The 17,813-nt window shown below is 57.9% G+C and carries 17 protein-coding genes and 1 tRNA gene; 9 read left to right on the forward strand and 9 right to left on the reverse strand.

The window, feature by feature from the left end; genetic code table 11:
• Nucleotides 1-202: 202 nt before the first annotated feature.
• The 3 genes from rimO to ACT8X9_RS04750 all read left to right on the forward strand — a co-directional run bounded on the left by rimO (nt 203) and on the right by ACT8X9_RS04750 (nt 2,893).
• Nucleotides 203-1,528 carry a 30S ribosomal protein S12 methylthiotransferase RimO gene (gene rimO / locus ACT8X9_RS04740; RefSeq protein WP_249233655.1) on the forward strand — a complete coding sequence of 442 codons (1,326 nt, stop codon included), beginning with the start codon at nt 203-205 and terminating at the stop codon, nt 1,526-1,528.
• Between the two features lie 21 nt (nt 1,529-1,549).
• Entirely contained in the window at nt 1,550-2,131 is a 582-nt protein-coding gene (gene pgsA / locus ACT8X9_RS04745) for a CDP-diacylglycerol--glycerol-3-phosphate 3-phosphatidyltransferase (protein WP_227621404.1), read from the forward strand.
• A 90-nt stretch (nt 2,132-2,221) separates the two neighbouring features.
• The gene (locus ACT8X9_RS04750; protein WP_444268284.1) at nt 2,222-2,893 is read left to right on the forward strand and encodes a hypothetical protein; all 672 of its coding nucleotides are present in this window, start codon (nt 2,222-2,224) and stop codon (nt 2,891-2,893) included.
• A gap of 65 nt (nt 2,894-2,958) precedes the next feature.
• Here ACT8X9_RS04750 and asnA read toward each other — a convergent pair whose 3' ends face one another.
• Together asnA and ACT8X9_RS04760 are read right to left on the reverse strand one after the other, a co-directional pair.
• Nucleotides 2,959-3,972, reverse strand: coding sequence for an aspartate--ammonia ligase (gene asnA, locus ACT8X9_RS04755; RefSeq protein WP_227621406.1), 1,014 nt, complete (start codon nt 3,970-3,972; stop codon nt 2,959-2,961).
• A gap of 119 nt (nt 3,973-4,091) precedes the next feature.
• Complete coding sequence (locus tag ACT8X9_RS04760; RefSeq protein ID WP_444268285.1) at nt 4,092-5,210, reverse strand: hypothetical protein; 1,119 nt, start codon at nt 5,208-5,210, stop codon at nt 4,092-4,094.
• Nucleotides 5,211-5,328: 118 nt separating this feature from the next.
• Between ACT8X9_RS04760 and ACT8X9_RS04765 the strand changes: the two genes are divergently transcribed.
• The gene (locus ACT8X9_RS04765) at nt 5,329-5,562 is read left to right on the forward strand and encodes a helix-turn-helix domain-containing protein (protein WP_444268286.1); all 234 of its coding nucleotides are present in this window, start codon (nt 5,329-5,331) and stop codon (nt 5,560-5,562) included.
• Between the two features lie 7 nt (nt 5,563-5,569).
• Here ACT8X9_RS04765 and ACT8X9_RS04770 read toward each other — a convergent pair whose 3' ends face one another.
• Nucleotides 5,570-6,043, reverse strand: a complete 474-nt coding sequence (locus tag ACT8X9_RS04770) for a GNAT family N-acetyltransferase (RefSeq protein WP_444268287.1) — start codon at nt 6,041-6,043, stop codon at nt 5,570-5,572.
• Between the two features lie 415 nt (nt 6,044-6,458).
• On the opposite strand from ACT8X9_RS04770, the gene cysS reads away from it, so the two are divergent.
• From cysS to ACT8X9_RS04785, 3 genes are all read left to right on the forward strand, one after another.
• Nucleotides 6,459-7,856, forward strand: a complete 1,398-nt coding sequence (cysS, locus tag ACT8X9_RS04775) for a cysteine--tRNA ligase (protein ID WP_227621408.1) — start codon at nt 6,459-6,461, stop codon at nt 7,854-7,856.
• Between the two features lie 216 nt (nt 7,857-8,072).
• Nucleotides 8,073-9,524 carry an extracellular solute-binding protein gene (locus ACT8X9_RS04780; protein WP_444268288.1) on the forward strand — a complete coding sequence of 484 codons (1,452 nt, stop codon included), beginning with the start codon at nt 8,073-8,075 and terminating at the stop codon, nt 9,522-9,524.
• Between the two features lie 35 nt (nt 9,525-9,559).
• A complete protein-coding gene (locus tag ACT8X9_RS04785) occupies nt 9,560-12,262 on the forward strand; it encodes an EAL domain-containing protein (RefSeq protein ID WP_444268289.1) in 2,703 nt (900 codons plus the stop codon).
• Nucleotides 12,263-12,320: 58 nt separating this feature from the next.
• On the opposite strand, the gene ACT8X9_RS04790 is transcribed toward ACT8X9_RS04785, so the two are convergent.
• The 6 genes from ACT8X9_RS04790 to ACT8X9_RS04815 all read right to left on the reverse strand — a co-directional run bounded on the left by ACT8X9_RS04790 (nt 12,321) and on the right by ACT8X9_RS04815 (nt 16,366).
• On the reverse strand, nt 12,321-13,028 hold the full coding sequence (locus ACT8X9_RS04790) for an LrgB family protein (protein WP_444268290.1): 708 nt from the start codon (nt 13,026-13,028) through the stop codon (nt 12,321-12,323).
• Complete coding sequence (locus ACT8X9_RS04795) at nt 13,021-13,428, reverse strand: CidA/LrgA family protein (protein ID WP_444268304.1); 408 nt, start codon at nt 13,426-13,428, stop codon at nt 13,021-13,023. The genes ACT8X9_RS04790 and ACT8X9_RS04795 overlap by 8 nt, the downstream gene beginning before the upstream one ends.
• A 174-nt stretch (nt 13,429-13,602) precedes the next feature.
• On the reverse strand, nt 13,603-14,373 hold the full coding sequence (locus ACT8X9_RS04800; RefSeq protein WP_444268291.1) for a Cof-type HAD-IIB family hydrolase: 771 nt from the start codon (nt 14,371-14,373) through the stop codon (nt 13,603-13,605).
• Nucleotides 14,370-14,984: an HD domain-containing protein gene (locus tag ACT8X9_RS04805; protein WP_055186271.1), complete on the reverse strand. Its 615-nt coding sequence runs from the start codon at nt 14,982-14,984 to the stop codon at nt 14,370-14,372. Before ACT8X9_RS04805 ends, ACT8X9_RS04800 begins: the two co-directional genes overlap by 4 nt.
• A 135-nt stretch (nt 14,985-15,119) precedes the next feature.
• On the reverse strand, nt 15,120-16,034 hold the full coding sequence (locus ACT8X9_RS04810; RefSeq protein WP_444268292.1) for a helix-turn-helix domain-containing protein: 915 nt from the start codon (nt 16,032-16,034) through the stop codon (nt 15,120-15,122).
• Nucleotides 16,035-16,290: 256 nt separating this feature from the next.
• A tRNA-Val gene (locus tag ACT8X9_RS04815) sits at nt 16,291-16,366 on the reverse strand.
• Nucleotides 16,367-16,550: 184 nt separating this feature from the next.
• On the opposite strand from ACT8X9_RS04815, the gene ruvC reads away from it, so the two are divergent.
• Both ruvC and ruvA read left to right on the forward strand, forming a co-directional pair.
• The gene (gene ruvC / locus ACT8X9_RS04820) at nt 16,551-17,063 is read left to right on the forward strand and encodes a crossover junction endodeoxyribonuclease RuvC (RefSeq protein WP_249233646.1); all 513 of its coding nucleotides are present in this window, start codon (nt 16,551-16,553) and stop codon (nt 17,061-17,063) included.
• A gap of 137 nt (nt 17,064-17,200) precedes the next feature.
• On the forward strand, nt 17,201-17,812 hold the full coding sequence (gene ruvA, locus ACT8X9_RS04825; RefSeq protein WP_227621415.1) for a Holliday junction branch migration protein RuvA: 612 nt from the start codon (nt 17,201-17,203) through the stop codon (nt 17,810-17,812).
• The last annotated feature ends 1 nt before the right edge of the window (nt 17,813 follow it).

The following is a 17,813-nucleotide window of genomic DNA, read 5'->3' on the forward strand; positions in this document are numbered from 1 at the left end:
TGCGGGGAGAGTGGAGTCCAGAGGTAGGGAGGGGGGAATCGAAACACCCCTCCCTGCCTCTGGCCCGCGCGGAGCGCAAGCCACTTGACCGCAAGAAAAAACATTCCCCGCGCCACCAGCGCGCAAGCCAGCTTAAAGAAAAAACAACCCCACATCAAGTCGTTATAACAGACCCTCAAGAGAGAAAGAGAGTATTATCCGAATGAAAATTGCGTGTATTTCCCTTGGATGCCCGAAAAATCAGGTCGATCTGGACGTTATGGTCCACATCCTGTTGTCTGCGGGCCACGAGACGGTGGCCGACCTCGGCGAGGCGGACGTCATCCTCGTCAACACCTGCGGATTCATCGAGAGCGCCAAGACCGAGGCCATTGAAAATATCCTCGAGGCCTGCTCCTACAAGCAGGTGAACCCGAACCTGAAGGTGGTCGTCACCGGATGTCTGGCCGAGCGCTACCGGAGCCAGATCGAGGAGGAGATCCCCGAGGTGGACGCCGTGGTCGGCTGCGCCTCCAATAAGGCTATCGACTCCATCGTGGCCCGCCTGTTCAGCGGCGAGGAGCATCTGGAGAGCTACGGCCTCAAAAAGGACTTCCCGCTGGGCGGCAAGCGCGTCATCGGCACGCCCGCCCACTATGCGTACTTAAAGATCGCCGAGGGCTGCAACAACCGCTGCCACTACTGCGCCATCCCCGGCATCCGCGGCCCGCTGCGCAGCCGCGAGATGGCCGACTGTGTGGCAGAGGCCCGCTGGCTGGCCGGTGAGGGCGTCAAAGAGCTTATCATCGTGGCACAGGACCCCACCGCCTACGGCGAGGACTGGGGCAAGCCGGGCAGCATCTGTGAGCTGCTGGACAAGCTGAACCGGATCGACGGCATCCAGTGGATCCGCATCATGTACGCCTACCCTGAGCGCATCACCGACGAGTTCATCGCTGCCATGAAGCGGAACGAGAAGGTCCTGCCCTACCTCGACCTGCCCATCCAGCACTGCAACGATACCATCCTCAAGAACATGAACCGCCGCTCTACCCGCGCCGAGCTGCTGGAGGTCATCGGCAAGCTGCGCCGTGAGATCCCGGACATCACCCTCCGCACGACCCTCATCGCGGGCTTCCCCGGCGAGACAGAGGAGCAGTTCGAGGACTTGTGCAGCTTTGTGAAAGAGGTGCAGTTCGACCGTCTGGGCTGCTTTGCCTACTCCGCCGAGGAGAACACCGTCGCCGCCAAGATGGACGGTCAGATCGAGCAGGAGGTCAAGGACAGGCGCGCCGAGCTGGTGATGCAGATCCAGACCGGCATCATGGCCCAGAAGCAGGCCGCAAAGGTGGGCCAGACCGTCCGCGTCCTCTGCGACGGCGTGGATGACGAGAGCGGCCTCTACCTCTGCCGCACCGCCGCCGACGCCCCCGAAGTGGACGGCAATGTCTGCGTGTCCAGCGAAGAGCCGCTCTACCCCGGCGAGTTCTACGATGTGCTGGTGGAGGACAGCGACCTTTACGATTTGTATGGTACTGTCGTAAAATAACAGATTGGAGGATAATTCTGTATGAATCTGCCCAATAAGCTCACCCTGACCCGTATTCTGCTGGTGCCGGTGTTCATGATCTTCGTCTCTCTCGGCCAGTATATCACGCCGAGCTACAACCCCCGCTACTACCTCATCGCCGGTGTGGTCTTTGCCGTGGCCAGCTTCACCGACTTCCTCGACGGCCATCTGGCCCGCAAGTGGAACATGGTCACGGATTTCGGCAAGTTCGCCGACCCGCTGGCCGACAAGCTGCTGACCACAGTGGCCTTCATCTACATGATGCGGGACGGCGTATGCAGCCCCGTGGTGCTCTGCATCATTCTGGCCCGCGAGTTCGCTGTCTCCGGCCTCCGCATGGTGGCCGCCGGTGCCAAGGATGGCCGGGTCATCGCCGCCAATATGTGGGGCAAGGTGAAGACCGTGCTGCAGATGCTGACCATCCTCTTCTACTACTTCACGGTCTCCCTGACCGGAAACGTGCTGGGCCAGCAGTGCGCCGATGTGGCCTCTGTGCTGTGCTGGGGCGTGGCCGCTGTGACCGCGATCTCCGGCATCAAGTATCTGTGGGACAACCGCAGCTTCATCAATACGGCAAAATAAGCGCCTCACCGGGTGTAAAAAAGAAACGAGCGGAAAAACCGCTCGTTTCTTTGATATTGCAGCAAATAATTACAGGTAGGAGAGCGAAAGATGCTGAAAAACATCCTCATCGTCGGGCGGAAGCTGGCTTCGGCAGCACTGAATTTCCTCATCGTGTACTTCGAGACCATTGCCCTCCCCATGAGCTGGGCGCTGGGCGGCACCATCATGTTCACCATGTACACCGAGCTGTCCAACATCTTCAACGGCGCGGTCTGCCTGCTGGTGGGGCTGTGGCAGCTGGGCTGCGTCTTCACCGGGCGGGAACTGCCCCTCTGGCTCAAGCGGCTCAAATTCATCTCCACCAGCTGCCTTGCCATGACCTTCCTGACGGTGGTCATCATTCTGGCCCCCATGTACGAGGACGGCAACGGCTGGTACATCATGCTCTTCACCGACTCGATGCTCTACCACCACTTCCTCAACCCGGTGCTGGCGATCCTGTCGCTGGTGCTCTTCGAGCGTCTGCCCCGCCTGTCGCTGGGACAGGTCTGGTGGGCGCTGGTCCCGACCGTCCTATACGGCCTGTATGATCTGCACGGGAATATTACAGGGACCATTGACGGCCCCTATCCCTTTATGCGGGTGTATGACCAGACCATCCCGGAGACGCTGACATGGTTCGCCATCATCCTTGGGACAGACCTTCTGTATGCCTTCCTGCTCTGGTGGCTGGGCGGCAACGGAAAAAAGAGCAAAGTGGGCTTGAAATTCCGGACATAAGAAAAGGCCGCTGTACCTTGTCTGCGGGTACAGCGGCCTTTTTGGCCTCTCCAGCCACAAAAGCCTTACAGCAGCGGGATCCCTGCCTTTTCGCAGGCCTCGCGGGTGGCAGCGTCCCAGACGCTGGCCTGGACCTCACCGATGTGGGCGCTGCCCAGCAACAGCATACACAGACGGCTCTGGCCGATGCCGCCGCCGATGGTGTAGGGCAGCTCGCCGTTCAGCACAGCCTTGTGGAAGGGAAGCGTGCGGCGGTCGTCGCAGCCTGCGGCGGTGAGCTGGCGGTCCATGCTCTCGGGGCTGACGCGGATGCCCATGCTGCTCAGCTCATAGCTGCACTGCAGCGGCTCGTTCCAGAACAGCAGGTCGCCGTTCAGATCCCAGTCATCGTAGTCGGGTGCACGGCCATCGTGGGGCTTGCCGCTCTTGAGGGGGGCACCGATCTTCATCAGGAAGGTGGTGCCGTTCTCCTTGACAAAGGCGTTCTCCCTCTCCTTCGGGGTCAGGTCGGGGTACTTATCCTCCAGCTCCTGTGAGGTGATGAAGGTGACGTTGGGGGTGTGGAGCGGCAGGTCCTGCAGCTGGGGGAACATGGCGTGCAGGTTCATCTCGGTGGCGCAGACTGCCGACACGATGGAGCGCACGACGTTCTTCAGGTACGTCTCGTTCCGGTCCTCCTCGCGGATGACCTTCTCCCAGTCCCACTGGTCCACATAAATGGAGTGGAGGTTGTCCATGTCCTCGTCGCGGCGGATGGCGTTCATGTCGCAGTAGAGGCCCTTGCCGACCCGGAAGCCGTAGTCCTTCAGGGCTTTGCGCTTCCACTTGGCCAGCGACTGGACCACCTGAACCTCGATGCCGCTGTCCTTGGTGTCGAAGGTGACTTTCCGCTCGACGCCGTTCAGGTCGTCGTTCAGGCCGGTGGAGGCCTCGACAAAGAGCGGTGCCGACACGCGGTAGAGGTTCAGCGTGGCGCACAGGGTGTCGGCGAACAGCCGCTTCACCGTGCCGATGGCGCGCTGGGTGTCATACAGGTTCAGCGCGGGCGTGTAGTTTGCCGGAATGATGATCTTGCTCATGGCAGTTTACCCCTCTCTGCTGCCCTGCGCCGCCGAAATGCCGCGCCGGGGACAGCTTCCCTTTAATAAAGTAAATTATGGCACAAGTTTGACGGGTTGTAAAGGGGTGGAAATTAAATTTAAGACTGGATGCAGAGATAGGCGTGACAGGGAGTGCCTAGAATTTCTTTGCAGTTAAGAATATAAGATTGCGACTGGTTTCCAAGGAAGGTTAGATCCACAACTGCGTAACCGTTCGGAGTAAGAGAGATTGGACAAGAGGCAGAGTCGGATGAATCGTAAACAAAATATGCACAGGAGGGTTCCAGATTAAAAGCGTGATATGTCGTGCCTTCATACCACTCGACTTTATGAGGGTTTTCCAGTCCATATTGATAAAAGCGAGAGGAATCAAGTGGTTCATCAGATGCAAAATTAAATTCGCGAAGCAGATACTCGTCTTTTGCAGTGCTAAAGTCAGCAGGATATGCGATTTGAAGCAGATTGTCAAATCCCATAAGACTGGTAATTGTATCATCGATCGAAGCACCGTCTAGTGTGACATGATGCTTGTCGGTAAACAGCATCGTTTTATCAGGGCCATTTGCTAAGTCATAGCTGTTAAAAGTAGTCCAATAATAATATTGGTAAGTATTATTATTTTTTCCTGCATGATGGGGCGCGTCATATGCTTCGTTAGGTGAAATGTCGGCTTGGTATCTGTATTGCTTGAGGCCTACAAGACTTGTTATACCTTGCTTGTTAACACAGAGAACGGACGGAATGGTATTGCCAATCTCATTAATAGGAGAAAAAGACACAGAATTTGGCATAGAGCCAGAAGAGGAAATATAGACGAGTTCATCACCATCTAAGAGATGAAGATTTAAAGAATTGGACTGGGAATATCTGGCCAGAGCATTGTAATCCAAAAAAGCGACAAAGGAAGAATCAGCTTCCATAGTGATAGCGACTGAATAGAAGAGGCCATTCGTACGATGAATAAAATAGGGGCGATTACTATAACTGCTGAATTCCTTGGCAGTTTCCAGTGTCATGCCGATGCCAGAAGAAATATTGTCTTCAAAATCGGCATCGTTATTATCACTTGAAATAGAGTCTGCAACAGAAGGAACTAGGGGCACGCTATTGGAAACAGCAGCGGCTATTTCTGATGTAGCCGACTTCGCCCCACAGGCCGACAGCCCCAGCGACGCAAGAGCGGCGGAGGAAAGACGCAAGAAAGTTCTTCTTTTCATGATAATACACCTCACAGCAAGAAAAATATACGGCATAATTTTATTATAGATAATATTCGTCTAAAAATCAATAGATAAAATCCGTCTAGGCTATCCTACCAGCAGGAGGCCGAGACGGATGAAGATGAACCAGAACAGACTGAAAGACCTACGGGAGGACCACGACTACACCCAGCAGCAGATCGCGGATGCCATCGGCATCACCCAGCGCAAATACAGCTATATCGAAACAGGTGTCCAGCAGCTGACGGCAGAGGTGTTGGTGTCGCTGGCGCGGTTTTACGGCGTCAGCGTGGATTACCTTTTGGGTGAGACGGACGAGCCGAGGCGCTACCCGGAAAGCACCCGATAAGGCAGGCTTAGAGGGAAAGTTCGTCTTTGCGCAGAATAAACCTCGGCCCTTCCTCGCCCATCGTTCCCGTGGGCACGAATCCCACCCGGCGGAGGACAGCCTGCGAGGCGGTGTTGCCGGGGTCGGTCTCGGCCTCGACGGCGGTGACGCCGGGCTGGCCGAAGGCCCAGCGGCAGGCGGCGCGGACGGCCTCGGTGGCATAGCCCTGATGCTCGTACTCCGGCAGGAGGCCGTAGCCGATCTCGGGATGGCCATTTTCGGGCAGGCCCTTGAAGCAGAGGTCGCCCACCCAGTCGCCGGAGTCGTTCTGATAGAGGCCCCATGCGGTGTACCAGACCCACTGGTCGGGGTGGGCCAGTGAAAGATCCAGCATATCGGTGTAGGGCTGGACAAGCTCCGGGTCGGTGGTGCGGGCCAGAAGGGCGCGCATCCCGTCCGGACGCAGAGGGATGAGAAAAAGGCGTTCGGTGAGGAGCTGCATGACAAAAAACCTCCGGGCTGTGTTTTTGCCCAGTGTAGCACAGCTGGGAGAGGGAGTCAAACGCTTGACTTACGCCCCGGCGGCTATTATAATAAAACTGTAAAAGGATAAATGCGTTTATCCGGGCAGAGTAGCGCCGCATCGTCTGGGCAGAGAAAACGGGCCGTTGGCTGAAAGCCTGTTTGCAGACCGCTGTGTGAAGTGCGCCCGGACAGCACGCTGCGGGAAATTTGAGTATCGCAGTGCGGATGGCCGCCGTTACCGGCCCTGAGCGACAAACCGGAGTGGAACCGCGATCTTGAGAAAGAACCGCCTTCGATGCTGTGCCTTTTGGCGCAGCGTTGGAGGCTTTTGCTTTTTCAGGCAAGAGGGCATCGCGGCTCCGGCCTGTCCCACAAGAAGGAGTATTTCAGCTATGCAGATCTTCAACACCCTGACCCGCCAGAAGGAAGAGTTCGTGCCGCAGGTGCCCGGCGAGTACCGCATCTACGTCTGCGGCCCCACCGTCTACAACTATATCCACATCGGCAACGCCCGCCCGCTCATCGTCTTCGATACCCTGCGCCGCTACCTCGAGTACCGCGGCAACAAGGTCATCTACGTTTCCAACATCACCGACATCGACGATAAGCTCATCAAAAAGGGACAGGAAGAGGGCACCTCCATGAAGGAGGTCGCCCAGCGCTTCGAGGCCGAGTACCTCAAGGACGCCGCCGGTCTCAACTGCAAAAAGCCCACCGTCCAGCCCCGCGCCACCGAGCACATCCAGCAGATTTTGGACATCGTGAAGGACCTCATCGAGAGCGGCCACGCCTACGTTGCCAAGAACGGCGACGTCTATTTCCGGGTCAAGAGCGACCCCGAGTACGGCAAGCTGAGCCACCTCAAGCTGGACGACCTCGAGAGCGGCAACCGTGAGCTGCGCAGCCAGATGGAAGACGACCTGAAGGAAGACCCCGCCGACTTTGCGGTCTGGAAGGCTGCAAAGCCCGGCGAGCCTGCATGGGAAAGCCCTTACGGCATGGGCCGCCCGGGCTGGCACATCGAGTGCAGCGCCATGAGCCGCACCCATCTGGGCAAGACCATCGACCTCCACTGCGGCGGTCAGGACCTCATCTTCCCCCACCACGAGAATGAGATCGCCCAGAGCGAGTGCGCCAACGGCTGCACCTTCGCCCGCTACTGGATGCACAACGGCTTCATCAACGTGGACAATCAGAAGATGTCCAAGAGCCTGCACAACTTCTTCACCGTCCGCGATGTGGCGAACCTCTACGGCTACGAGCCGATCCGCTACTTCATGCTGACCGCCGGCTACCGGATGCCGCTGAACTACACGGTGGACCTCATCGAGAGCTGCAAGAACAGTCTCGAGCGCCTCTATACCTGCCGCGAGAACCTCGACTTCGCCCTCAGCAAGGCCGAGTTCGGCACCGACGAGAGCCTGAAGGAGAAGGCCGAGGAGGCCAAGCGCAAGTTCTGCACCGCGATGGACGACGACCTGAACACCCCCGATGCACTGGCCGCAGTCTTCGACCTCGTGAAGGACATCAACACCCTGTCTGCCGCTTCCAGCAAGGCCGCTCTTGAGGCCGGCGCTGCCGCCTTCGACGAGATCACCGGCGTGCTGGGCCTGATGTACAACCGCAAGAAGGACGAGGTGCCCGCCGAAGTGACGGAGCTGGTGGAGAAGCGTGCCGCCGCCAAGAAGGCGAAGGACTGGGCCTCCGCCGACGCCATCCGCGCCCAGCTGACCGAGATGGGCTGGGCCGTCAAGGATACCGCTCAGGGTCCCCAGCTGAGCAAGCTGTAAGAGAAGAACCAAATGCAGGGCAGACCTGCGCTTTTGCCAGAAGCTGGTAGCTTTGGGCGGCGCGGGCCTGCCCTGCTTTTTTATGGAAAAGAAAGCGGGGGAGGGATGTTGTAATATTGCTGATTTTATCGAAAAATGTTTACAGGCTCTGCCGGGTAATGGTATGATAAAGGTATCTTTGGAGAGAAATACAGCTGCATGATGGAGAGAACGAAGATGATGAAACGAAACTGGATGCACCGACTGGGAGCATTCGCAGCAGCTGCAGCGCTGGTGCTCAGCCTCGCAGGCTGCGGGGCTGAGCAGAGCGGCGGACCGGCAGATGTCGAGCCGGTGCAGCTGACCGTCTGGACGTACTACAACGGCGACCAGCTGGAAAGCTTCAACAGATTGGTCGAAGAGTTCAATGCGACTGTCGGCAAGGAACAGAACATCACCGTGGAGAACTGCAGTCAGGGCAATGTCAATGACCTTGAGGCACAGGTGATGGCCTCGGCACAGGGCAAGGTGGGCGCAGAGGAGATGCCCAACATCTTCATGGCCTACGCGGACACCGCCTATACGATGGACCAGATGGGCGATCTGGTGGACCTTGCGCCCTACTTCACCGACGAGGAGAGGGCGGCCTACATCGGGAGCTACCTGACCGAGGGCGACTTCAACGACGATGGCAGCATCAAAATATTCCCGGTGGCAAAGTCTGTGGAGCTTTTGTTCCTGAACGACACCGACTGGCAGACCTTTGCCGATGCCACCGGCGCAGAGTACGCCGACCTTGAGACCATCGAGGGGCTGGTCGGGACTGCCGAAGCCTATTACAACTGGACGGACGCCCAGACCGAAACGCCCGACGACGGCAAGGCCCTGTTTGGCCGCGACGCGATGGCAAACTATATGCTCATCGGCGCAAAGGAGCTGGGAGACACCCTCTTCGACGTCAAGGGCGGCAGGATGACCGTGGAGCTGACCGAGGCCACCGCCCGCAGGCTGTGGGACAACTACTATGTGCCCTACGTCAAGGGCTGGTTCTCCGCCAGTGGCCGCTTCCGCAGCGACGATATTAAGATCGGCAACATTCTGGCCTACGTCGGCTCCAGCTCCAGCGCCACCTATTTTCCGTCTCGGGTAATGCTGAGCGACACCGAGAGCCACAGCATCGCCCTGAAAGTCCTGCCTGCGCCCCATTTTGCCGACGGTGAGAAATTCGCTGTCCAGCAGGGGGCCGGTATGGCCGTGGCAAAGACCACCGACGCCGAGGAGGCAGCCAGCGTGGTCTTCCTCAAGTGGCTGACCCAGCCGGAGAATAATATTGCCTTTGCGGTAGGCTCCGGCTATCTGCCCGTGACCCACGCCGCCAATGAGATGAACGCCATCCGCAGCAGCGGCCTCATCCTGACCGGAAACATGGAGAACATCCTGACACAGGCCGTCGATACCGTGAACAGCAGCGAGATGTACACGCCCCGCGCCTTTGAGGGCGGCACCAAGGCCCGCGACACCCTGACCTACAGCATGAGCGACCTTGCGGAGGTCGACCGTGCCACCGTCGTCGCGCGCATCGCCGCAGGCGAGAGCGCGGCCGACGCCGAGGCGGAGTTTATGACCGATGAGTATTTCGAGGCATGGTATCAGAGCCTCTGCGATGCCCTGCGCCAGTACGAGGGCTGAGACGGCACAAAGACGAGTGAAAGAAGGGAGAGACCATGAAGCTTCTGATGCGAGATGAAGCAAAAGGAAAAGAACACACCATCTTTGTCACCATCTTTGCGGCGCTGATGGTCATGCTGGTCATCATGGTCATGCTGATGGCCTCGGCCATTGGGGTCAGCGGCGTCACCCTCCGACTGGATGAGAACGCGGTGGACATTCTCGACAAGCAGGTGGAGAACCGTGCCCGGTATATTGAGGCCCAGCTCCAGCAGGCACAGGACCTGACGGAGCTTTCGAGCTTTATCAACGATACGGCCCGGAAGATGCTGGACGAGGGGACGATCTCTCTCGATACGCTGGATTCTACCGGCGGCGAGAGCCTGCCCCTGCTGGAAGCGGCCGCTCCGAGGCTGCTCAAGGCGCTTCGCGCCAAGCAGGTCAGCGGCGTCTTCCTCATCCTGAACACCCACGACTTTACAGACCGCACCTCCGGCGACCGGCTGCCCTGCGTCTATCTGCGGGACCTCGACCCGGAAGCTGCCTCCTCGGCGGACAACTCCGACGTGATGTTCGAGCGCGCTCCGGCAGAGCTGGTGCAGGCCTTCGGCATCACTACGGACAAGGCGTGGACGCCTGCGCAGCAGTATCTGGAGAGGGAAGAGGATGCCTTTTATGTCCGGCCCTTCCAAGCTGCCTATAAGAGCGGGGAGCAGACCGGAGCTGCGGCGGATTATGGCCGCTGGACGACCCTGCCCTATACGCTGCTGGGCGATGACCGGGAGGCCATCGCCTACGCGCAGCCTCTGATTTTGGACGACGGCACGGTGTACGGCGTTCTGGGCATCGAGATGCTGGAAAGCTATATGGACACCAAGCTCCCGTGGGACGAATTGCAGAACGACAACCACGGAAGCTATCTGCTGGCCTCCACGACCTCCGACCTGCGGGGCGAGGAGCTGCAGATCCATGTCACCGCCAACACCGGCGAGCAGACGACCGCGCTGCAGAAGGAAGGATGGGAGTTGACCCTCCACCGCGCCAAGGGCTACTGGTATTATCCGAGCGGCGGTGCCGATCAGGTCGTCAGCATCCGCCAGATCAGCCTCTACAACCGCAACGCCCCCTTCTCGGGCGAACGGTGGCTGCTTATCGGCGTGGTGGGAAGGAACGACCTCTTCCGCTTCTCCCAGTCGGTGACGAATCTCGTGAGCTTTGCGATCCTGCTGACGCTGGGCTTTGGTCTGGGCTGCGCATTCTTCGTCAGCATCGGTCTGGCCCAGCCGGTCGCTCAGCTCTCGAAGGAGCTGGCGGATGCGCAGGAGCGGCATCAGGCCGTCCCGGAGTTCTCCCGCACCGGCATCCGGGAGTTGGACAGGCTGGCCGACGCCATCGTGACCCTGAGCACCGACAACTACAAAGCAGCCGTAGCCGAGCGCAGCCGCATCGAGCACGAGCGCGATTACGACGCCCTTACCGGGTTGTACAGTCGTCAGGCCTTCTTCCGGGTCTGCGGCGAGCTGTTCGAGAAGCCCAGAATGATGCGCTGTGCGGCCCTGATGATGACGGACCTCGATAACCTCAAGACCATCAATGATACCTACGGCCACGGCTGGGGCGACATCTATCTGCGCAAGACGGCCCACAGCCTGCAGCAGGGCGTGCCCAGCGGCACCGTGGTGGCGCGGCTCTCCGGCGATGAGTTCCTGCTGCTGTTCTACGGCTATGAGACGAAGGAGGCCGTGCGGAAGGACATCCGGAAGCTGGAAGAGGGCTTTGCCCGGAGCAGCGCCACCCTGCCGGACGGCAAGAAGCTGTGCATCCGGATGTCCGGCGGCATAGCATGGTATCCCGACGATGCCGCCGACCTCGACACCCTCAAGCGATACGCTGATTTTGCGATGTACGAGGTCAAGCACTCCACCAAGGGCGAAGTCCGGGAGTTCAACATGGAGCACTACCGCGACGGCATCTACGCGATGAAGCAGCGCAGCGACTTCGAGATCCTTGTCCGGGAACGGCAGGTGGACTACTACTTCCAGCCCATCTTCTCGGCCCGGGACGGCCATGTGGCGGCTTATGAGGCCCTGATGCGGCCCCGGCTGCCCGCTCTGAGCTCTCCCCAGAGGGTGATGGAGCTGGCCAGCGAGATGGGGCGGCTGTATGACATCGAGAAGCTGACCCTGTTCCGCGCCTGCGAGTGCTATGAAGCGCTGGAAGCGGCGGGCAAGGTGGAGCCGGATGCCCTCGTCTTTGTCAACAGCATCGCCAGCGTCAGCCTGAACGATGAGGACTGGGCGCACTTCCGTGCGGCCCACAAAGCCATCCTCTCGAAGCTGGTGGTGGAGATCACCGAGGAGGAGGAGATGGACGAACAGGCGCTGGAGCGGAAGCGGAATGCCACCGGTGCGCCCGCCGTCTTTGCGCTGGACGACTACGGCAGCGGCTACAGCAACGGCAGCAGCCTGTTGACCATCGCGCCCCGCTATGTCAAGGTGGACATCGCCATCATCCGGGGCATTGATGCCGACCCCGACAAGCAGCAGTTCCTCAAGGCCCTCATCGAATACGCCCGCCCCCGCGGCGTGCAGGTGCTGGCCGAGGGCGTGGAGACGATGGACGATCTGCGCAGGGTGTTGGAGATGGGCGTGGACCTGCTGCAGGGCTACGGTCTGGCCCACCCGGCCGCAGAGCCTCTGGCCATCCACGAAAAGGCGGTCAGAGTCATCGAAGAAGCGGCCCGCCAGCGGGATGCATGATACAAAAAACAAGTCCTCTGCACCACAACAGGCACAGAGGACTTGTTCTTTTTTCTGCTTACTGGATAAAGCTGATAAAGAAGGGGCAGAGCACAGCAGTGAGGACGCCGGCCACCGCGATGGACAGGCCGCTCATCGCGCCCTCGATCTCGCCCATCTGAAGGGCCTTGCTGGTGCCCACGGCATGGGCCGAGGTGCCGATGCCGATGCCCTTGGCGATGGGGTCGGTGATGTGGAAGGCTTTGCAGATCACCTCGGCCAGCAGGTTGCCCGCGATGCCGGTGAGGATGACGACGGCACCGGTCAGGGCCGCGATGCCGCCCAGCTCGGCGGCGACATCCATGCTGATAGCCGTCGTGACCGACTTGGGCAGGAGGGTGGCGTACTGTTCCCGGGTGAGGCCCATAGCCAGTGCCAGCGCCAGCACGCTGCCAAGACTGACCAGTGTGCCCACCGAGATGCCCGCGATGATGGCGGCGGCATTCTCCTTCAGCAGGTCCCACTTTTCATACAGCGGGATGGCGAGGCTGATGGTGGCCGGCAGCAGCAGGTAATTCACCGGCGCGGCGCTGACCTTGTAGTCGGCGTAGGAGATGTTCAGCAGGCTCAGAAAGAGGATGACGAAGATGCTGCCCAGCAGCAGCGGGTTGAAGATGGCCTTGCCGGTGGTCTTGTTGATGAGGGTGCCCAGCGCGAAGGCGGCCAGCGTCAGCAGCACGCCCCACGCGGCGGAACCGGAGAGAAATCCGTTCAGCAGTTCAGTCATGTTCGACCTCCTTTTTTGCAGCGCGGCGGCTGGTGAGGGCCTGCGTGGTGCGGCCTGCGCTCACAAGCACGAGCACCGTCACCGGCACGATGGCGATGAGGATGGGCAGCAGCATCGCGCCCATCTCGGCCCAGAGCTCCATGACGCCCGCAGCGGCGGGCACGAACAGCAGCGGGAAGATGCCGGTGAGGAACAGTCCCACCTCCTTGACCTGCTCGAGCTTCACGATGCCGAGGCGGAGCGCCGCCAGCAACAGCAGCAGGCCGTAGACGCTGGCCGGGACGGGGAGGGGCAGCAGGGCGTGACAGATCTCGCCCAGAAAACAGAACGCGAGGATGCGCGTGAATTGAAACAGATAGTTCGTAGGGAGGCCTCCTTTAGCTTGAAAGAAACGAGAGATTACATCATGGAATACAAGTCAACAGTATAATCCAAAAGCCCCGGCGGTGCAACGGCAATTCTGGCCAAGATTTTGCACCCCCGGCACGGAAAATTGGAGGTTTGGATAGCGTGCCTGCCCCAAACCCTGCTGTAGACGGATACAAAAACCCAGAAAACAGCTACTACAGCTCCTTTAGATGAGGTGTTTTTCAAGGCAATAATGATAGATGCCTTCCTCATCCACAGAACGGCAGCAATCTGTTGCCCTTGCCTTGACTTCATCGAGGGCGTTTCCCATGGCAACGCCTGTGCCGACTGCTTCCAGCATTTCAATGTCGTTTCGGCCGTCCCCAAAGGCGATCGCTTCTGCTTTTGAAAAGCCGTAATGCGCCAAAACAGCTCTTACAGCATTTCCCTTTCCGCAGGACAGCGGAATGATATCCACTGCCTTGTCCCACCATGCGGTTATCTGTGTGGCGTGGGTTCCCAACAGGATGCGTTCGTATTCAGAAGGGCTGCAGGAACACATGATCTGATAGATATCCTCCTCACAGAGCTTGTCGAAATGCTCGGAGATCACCAGCTTCTCGTTGCCGAAGGAAAAATACTGCTCCAAGTCCGGGTCTGTCCCATTTGTCACGATAAAGTGTTCGTTGCTGATGGCAGCCGCCCGGTGCATCTGCTTCAGATTATGCAAAATTCTGCGCTTGTCGTCAGCGTCCAGTGGGTTCTTCGAGATCACTGCATCCTTGCTACGGACATAAGAGCCGTTGAAGGTCAGCCAGAGATCAAAATCAACGCCTTCAAAATGTGGGACGGAGAGGTAGCCTCTGCCTGTCGCCATGCACAGTAAGATCCCTTTTGCCTGCAACTGCTGTAAGGTCTGTACGGTTTGGAATGACGGCACCTTACTGCCCAACTTGAGCAAAGTTCCGTCTACATCCAAAAAAGCGATTTTTATCATACGGTTACCTCCAGCGAAAAACTATTTTCCAGAACGCCGGGGAGCAGGGTATAAACCGATCCTCCGATTCGTTTTTCAAACAGATTTTTTAGCTCAAGCGTTTTCTTCCATCGGTCTATCGTTGCCGGATGGACACCGTACCGAAGCGTTACATCTACAAAACGTTTTTCCAAAAGACAAAATCCGGTGGGCAGCGCCAAGGCATCGCATAGCTGTACCAAACGGTCGTAATCATCATAGACAGCGGTTTGAATGAATTTTTCCATAAAACGGAAATCTTCTTTTGAAACGTCAAAGGTTCCGATAGAAGTGTGGATATCCTGGATCATAAAAGCATGAGAAATACAGATCTGTCCAGCCTTTTTCCATCCTCGTTCCATACAGAAACGGTATCCGTCGATCAAATGACGTTCAGAACTTACCCCTGCATAACGCCCGATATCATGCAGCAGCCCAAAGCAGTATGCCTGATCTGCATCCATATTGTTGCATTTGGCTGCTATATTTTTACAGGCAAGGGCTACAAAACGGGAATGTCCGATCCAATTTCCGGGATTCTGCTGCCCTGCCCAAGCCAGAGCGGCTTCTGCTGTATTGCAATTCAGCTCCAAGGGGACCGTCCTTTCTCTCATAGCAAAACGCATCCGAAGATCAAAGGTTTTCAAATATGATATGCACTTACGGATCGTGCACTTCTGCTACTATCATTATAACGCCTACAGCCTAAAAATAATATCTTGATGCTGTCAGATGGTGTTGTTATTCTGCCGTTTGTATCGGTACTGACGTGGCGTGCAGCCGACAACCTCCCGAAAAACTTTTCCGAAATAGCTTGAATTTCCCATACCGCAAGCAGTCCCGACCTCTGTAATAGAAGCCTTGCTTTCCGCCAACATCTGGCAGGCGATCTGAATGCGGTATGCGGTCAGGTAAGCAATCGGGGTCGTATGAAGGTGTTCACGAAAAATGCGATAGCACTCTCGTTCACTTGTGTAGGCTGCTGCTGCCAACTCCTTGACTGAGAGGTTTTCCGGGTAGTGCTCATGGATATAAATCAACATCAGCTTTATTTTATCGTTGCCTCCGGCAGAGTTCCGATTGGAAGAGCTTACAGAATGCGATTGCTCCACAAGCATTAACCATAGCTCGGTCAGGATCTCTCGCAGTTTCAACTCATACCCGAATGTATCACAAGACAAACAAAAAGATTCTTTGAGTCGTTTCAGGATTTCTCGCCCTGCCGCATGATCCGGTAAAAGAGGAAGGATCTCAAGTTGTGGGTCGGATGTAATGGGCAGAATGTATTTTTGCTCGATTCGGTTTCCTCGTTCCCCTGCCAGCAGAGAAACATCGAAAATATGAAGAAGCTGCACGTTCTCTTCCGTCTGAGAAATCGCCCTTGTGGTGTGAAGTACGTTGGAATTGACAAAACCACCGCTTCCCGCCGGGAATACAAGTTTTCCACCTGGTGTGGTGTATTCAACGCAGCCGCTTTCCATGTAGAAAAGCTCTACCGCCTGATGCCAGTGCCATGGCACAGTGCTGCCGATGTAGCGATCCAACGTGGCTCTTGAGGCAGTATATGGAAAGTCCTTTGCAAGCTCCGGGATGCGCTCTTCTCTGCTGCCTGGATGGAATTCTATACAATGTACGTCTTTCATGTGGTGCACCACTTCATTCCAGTTTATTAAGCCGAGTATACCATACCCGCCAATGAAAGAACATCCCTGATATGACGACCAAGTTCGCACAAAGCGAACTTGATTCCGCAAAGCAAAAGGCAGGATACCACCGTCATGGTGATACCCTGCCTTTGCTCGTTTACTGTTCCGAGTAGTCCTTTCGCAGAACCTCCTGTAAACAAAAAACGTACCCGAACCCTTTTTCGTAAAGAATCGGGTTCGAGTACGAACTGTATGGTGGACGGTACAGGACTCGAACCTGTGACCTCCTGCACGTCAAGCAGATGCTCTACCAGCTGAGCTAACCGTCCATATTCTATTTTGCTGTAGTCAGCTCAATTATGATAGCATAGGATGGAATAAAAATCAAGCCTTTTTTGCAAAAATCTTCAAAAAATCTTTCTGCCGCAGGCTGGGGGAGTGAAAAGGTTATCGTTGCCCCTTTTTTATAGCTGTGCTATAATAAGATGATTACAATAGGAAAGGTATCGCAGAATGAGAGTATTGGGCATCGACCCGGGCTACGCGATCGTGGGCTGGGGCGTGGTGGACTATGCGGGAAACCGCTTTGCACCGGTGGATTTCGGCGCGGTGTGCACGGACGCCGGTGTGCCGTTCGAGCGGCGGCTGGATGAAGTGTATGCAGGCATCCGGGAGGTCATCGAGCAGACACGGCCAGAGGCGCTGGCCATCGAAAAGCTGTTCTACCAGCACAACCAGACCACCGTCATCGGCGTGGCCGAGGCGCGCGGCGTCATCCTGCTGGCGGCGGCGCAGGCGGGGCTTCCCATCTACGAGTACACCCCCATGCAGGTCAAGCAGGCCGTTACCGGCTACGGCAAGGCCGTGAAAAAGCAGGTGCAGGAGATGACCCGCGTTCTGCTGCACCTGCCCGCCATCCCCAAGCCCGACGATACCGCCGACGCGCTGGCGATGGCCATTACCTTCTGCCACACCAACGGCAGCCAGCTCAACCGCTTCGTGCGGAGAGTGCCCGGCCCTATCTGAGCTGCCCTTGACAGCAGGGCACTATAGTTTCCGAAACAACAAAACTTTCTCGTATCCGATAGACCTGCCCGGCACGCCAGTGGCTCTCCCTATGGGAGAGTTGGCAATGCCGGCAGGCATTGACTGAGAGGGCTATTATGATATACAGCTTAACCGGAAAGATCATCAAAAAGACCCTGAACGCTGTGGTCATCTGCTGCGGCGGCGTGGGGTACTACGCCCAGTGCCCGGCCAGCGTGGCCGGTGCGCTGCCCGGCGTGGGCAAGGAGGCCACCATCTACACCGTGATGAGCGTCACGGAGAACGACGTCAGCCTCTACGGCTTTGCCAGCGAGGAGCAGCAGGCCTGCTTTGAGCTGCTCACCTCGGTGTCGGGCGTGGGCGCGAAGGTGGGTCTGGCCATCCTGAGCGTCATGGAGCCGGACCGTGTGGCGCTGGCCATCTCGGCGGGCGACCACAAGGCGTTCAAGGCTGCGTCCGGCGTCGGCCCGAAGCTGGCCCAGCGCATCGTGCTGGAGCTGAAGGATAAGGTGGCCAAGGGCTTTGCAGGCGGCATCGACCTTGAAAATGTAGCAGGCGCGGCTGCGGATACCGCCGCTGCGCAGGGGGCAGGGCAGGCCATCGCCGCGCTGGTGTCGCTGGGCTACAGCCAGAGCGAGGCCGCGCTGGCCGTCTCCAAGATCGACGGCACGCTCCCCGTGGAAGAGATCATCAAGCTGGCGCTGCGCAGCATGGCGGGCAGGAGGTAAA

Source organism: Faecalibacterium sp. (assembly GCF_052358865.1).
GTDB classification, from domain to species: Bacteria; Bacillota; Clostridia; order Oscillospirales; family Ruminococcaceae; genus Faecalibacterium; species Faecalibacterium butyricigenerans.

Bases quoted from the DNA above. Each gene is read 5' to 3' on its own strand.
- rimO (WP_249233655.1), top strand. From the start codon at position 203: ATGAAAATTGCGTGTATTTCCCTTGGATGCCCGAAAAATCAGGTCGAT.
- pgsA (WP_227621404.1), top strand. From the start codon at position 1,550: ATGAATCTGCCCAATAAGCTCACCCTGACCCGTATTCTGCTGGTGCCG.
- ACT8X9_RS04750 (WP_444268284.1), top strand. From the start codon at position 2,222: ATGCTGAAAAACATCCTCATCGTCGGGCGGAAGCTGGCTTCGGCAGCA.
- asnA (WP_227621406.1), bottom strand. From the start codon at position 3,972: ATGAGCAAGATCATCATTCCGGCAAACTACACGCCCGCGCTGAACCTG.
- ACT8X9_RS04760 (WP_444268285.1), bottom strand. From the start codon at position 5,210: ATGAAAAGAAGAACTTTCTTGCGTCTTTCCTCCGCCGCTCTTGCGTCG.
- ACT8X9_RS04765 (WP_444268286.1), top strand. From the start codon at position 5,329: ATGAAGATGAACCAGAACAGACTGAAAGACCTACGGGAGGACCACGAC.
- ACT8X9_RS04770 (WP_444268287.1), bottom strand. From the start codon at position 6,043: ATGCAGCTCCTCACCGAACGCCTTTTTCTCATCCCTCTGCGTCCGGAC.
- cysS (WP_227621408.1), top strand. From the start codon at position 6,459: ATGCAGATCTTCAACACCCTGACCCGCCAGAAGGAAGAGTTCGTGCCG.
- ACT8X9_RS04780 (WP_444268288.1), top strand. From the start codon at position 8,073: ATGATGAAACGAAACTGGATGCACCGACTGGGAGCATTCGCAGCAGCT.
- ACT8X9_RS04785 (WP_444268289.1), top strand. From the start codon at position 9,560: ATGAAGCTTCTGATGCGAGATGAAGCAAAAGGAAAAGAACACACCATC.
- ACT8X9_RS04790 (WP_444268290.1), bottom strand. From the start codon at position 13,028: ATGACTGAACTGCTGAACGGATTTCTCTCCGGTTCCGCCGCGTGGGGC.
- ACT8X9_RS04800 (WP_444268291.1), bottom strand. From the start codon at position 14,373: ATGATAAAAATCGCTTTTTTGGATGTAGACGGAACTTTGCTCAAGTTG.
- ACT8X9_RS04810 (WP_444268292.1), bottom strand. From the start codon at position 16,034: ATGAAAGACGTACATTGTATAGAATTCCATCCAGGCAGCAGAGAAGAG.
- ruvC (WP_249233646.1), top strand. From the start codon at position 16,551: ATGAGAGTATTGGGCATCGACCCGGGCTACGCGATCGTGGGCTGGGGC.
- ruvA (WP_227621415.1), top strand. From the start codon at position 17,201: ATGATATACAGCTTAACCGGAAAGATCATCAAAAAGACCCTGAACGCT.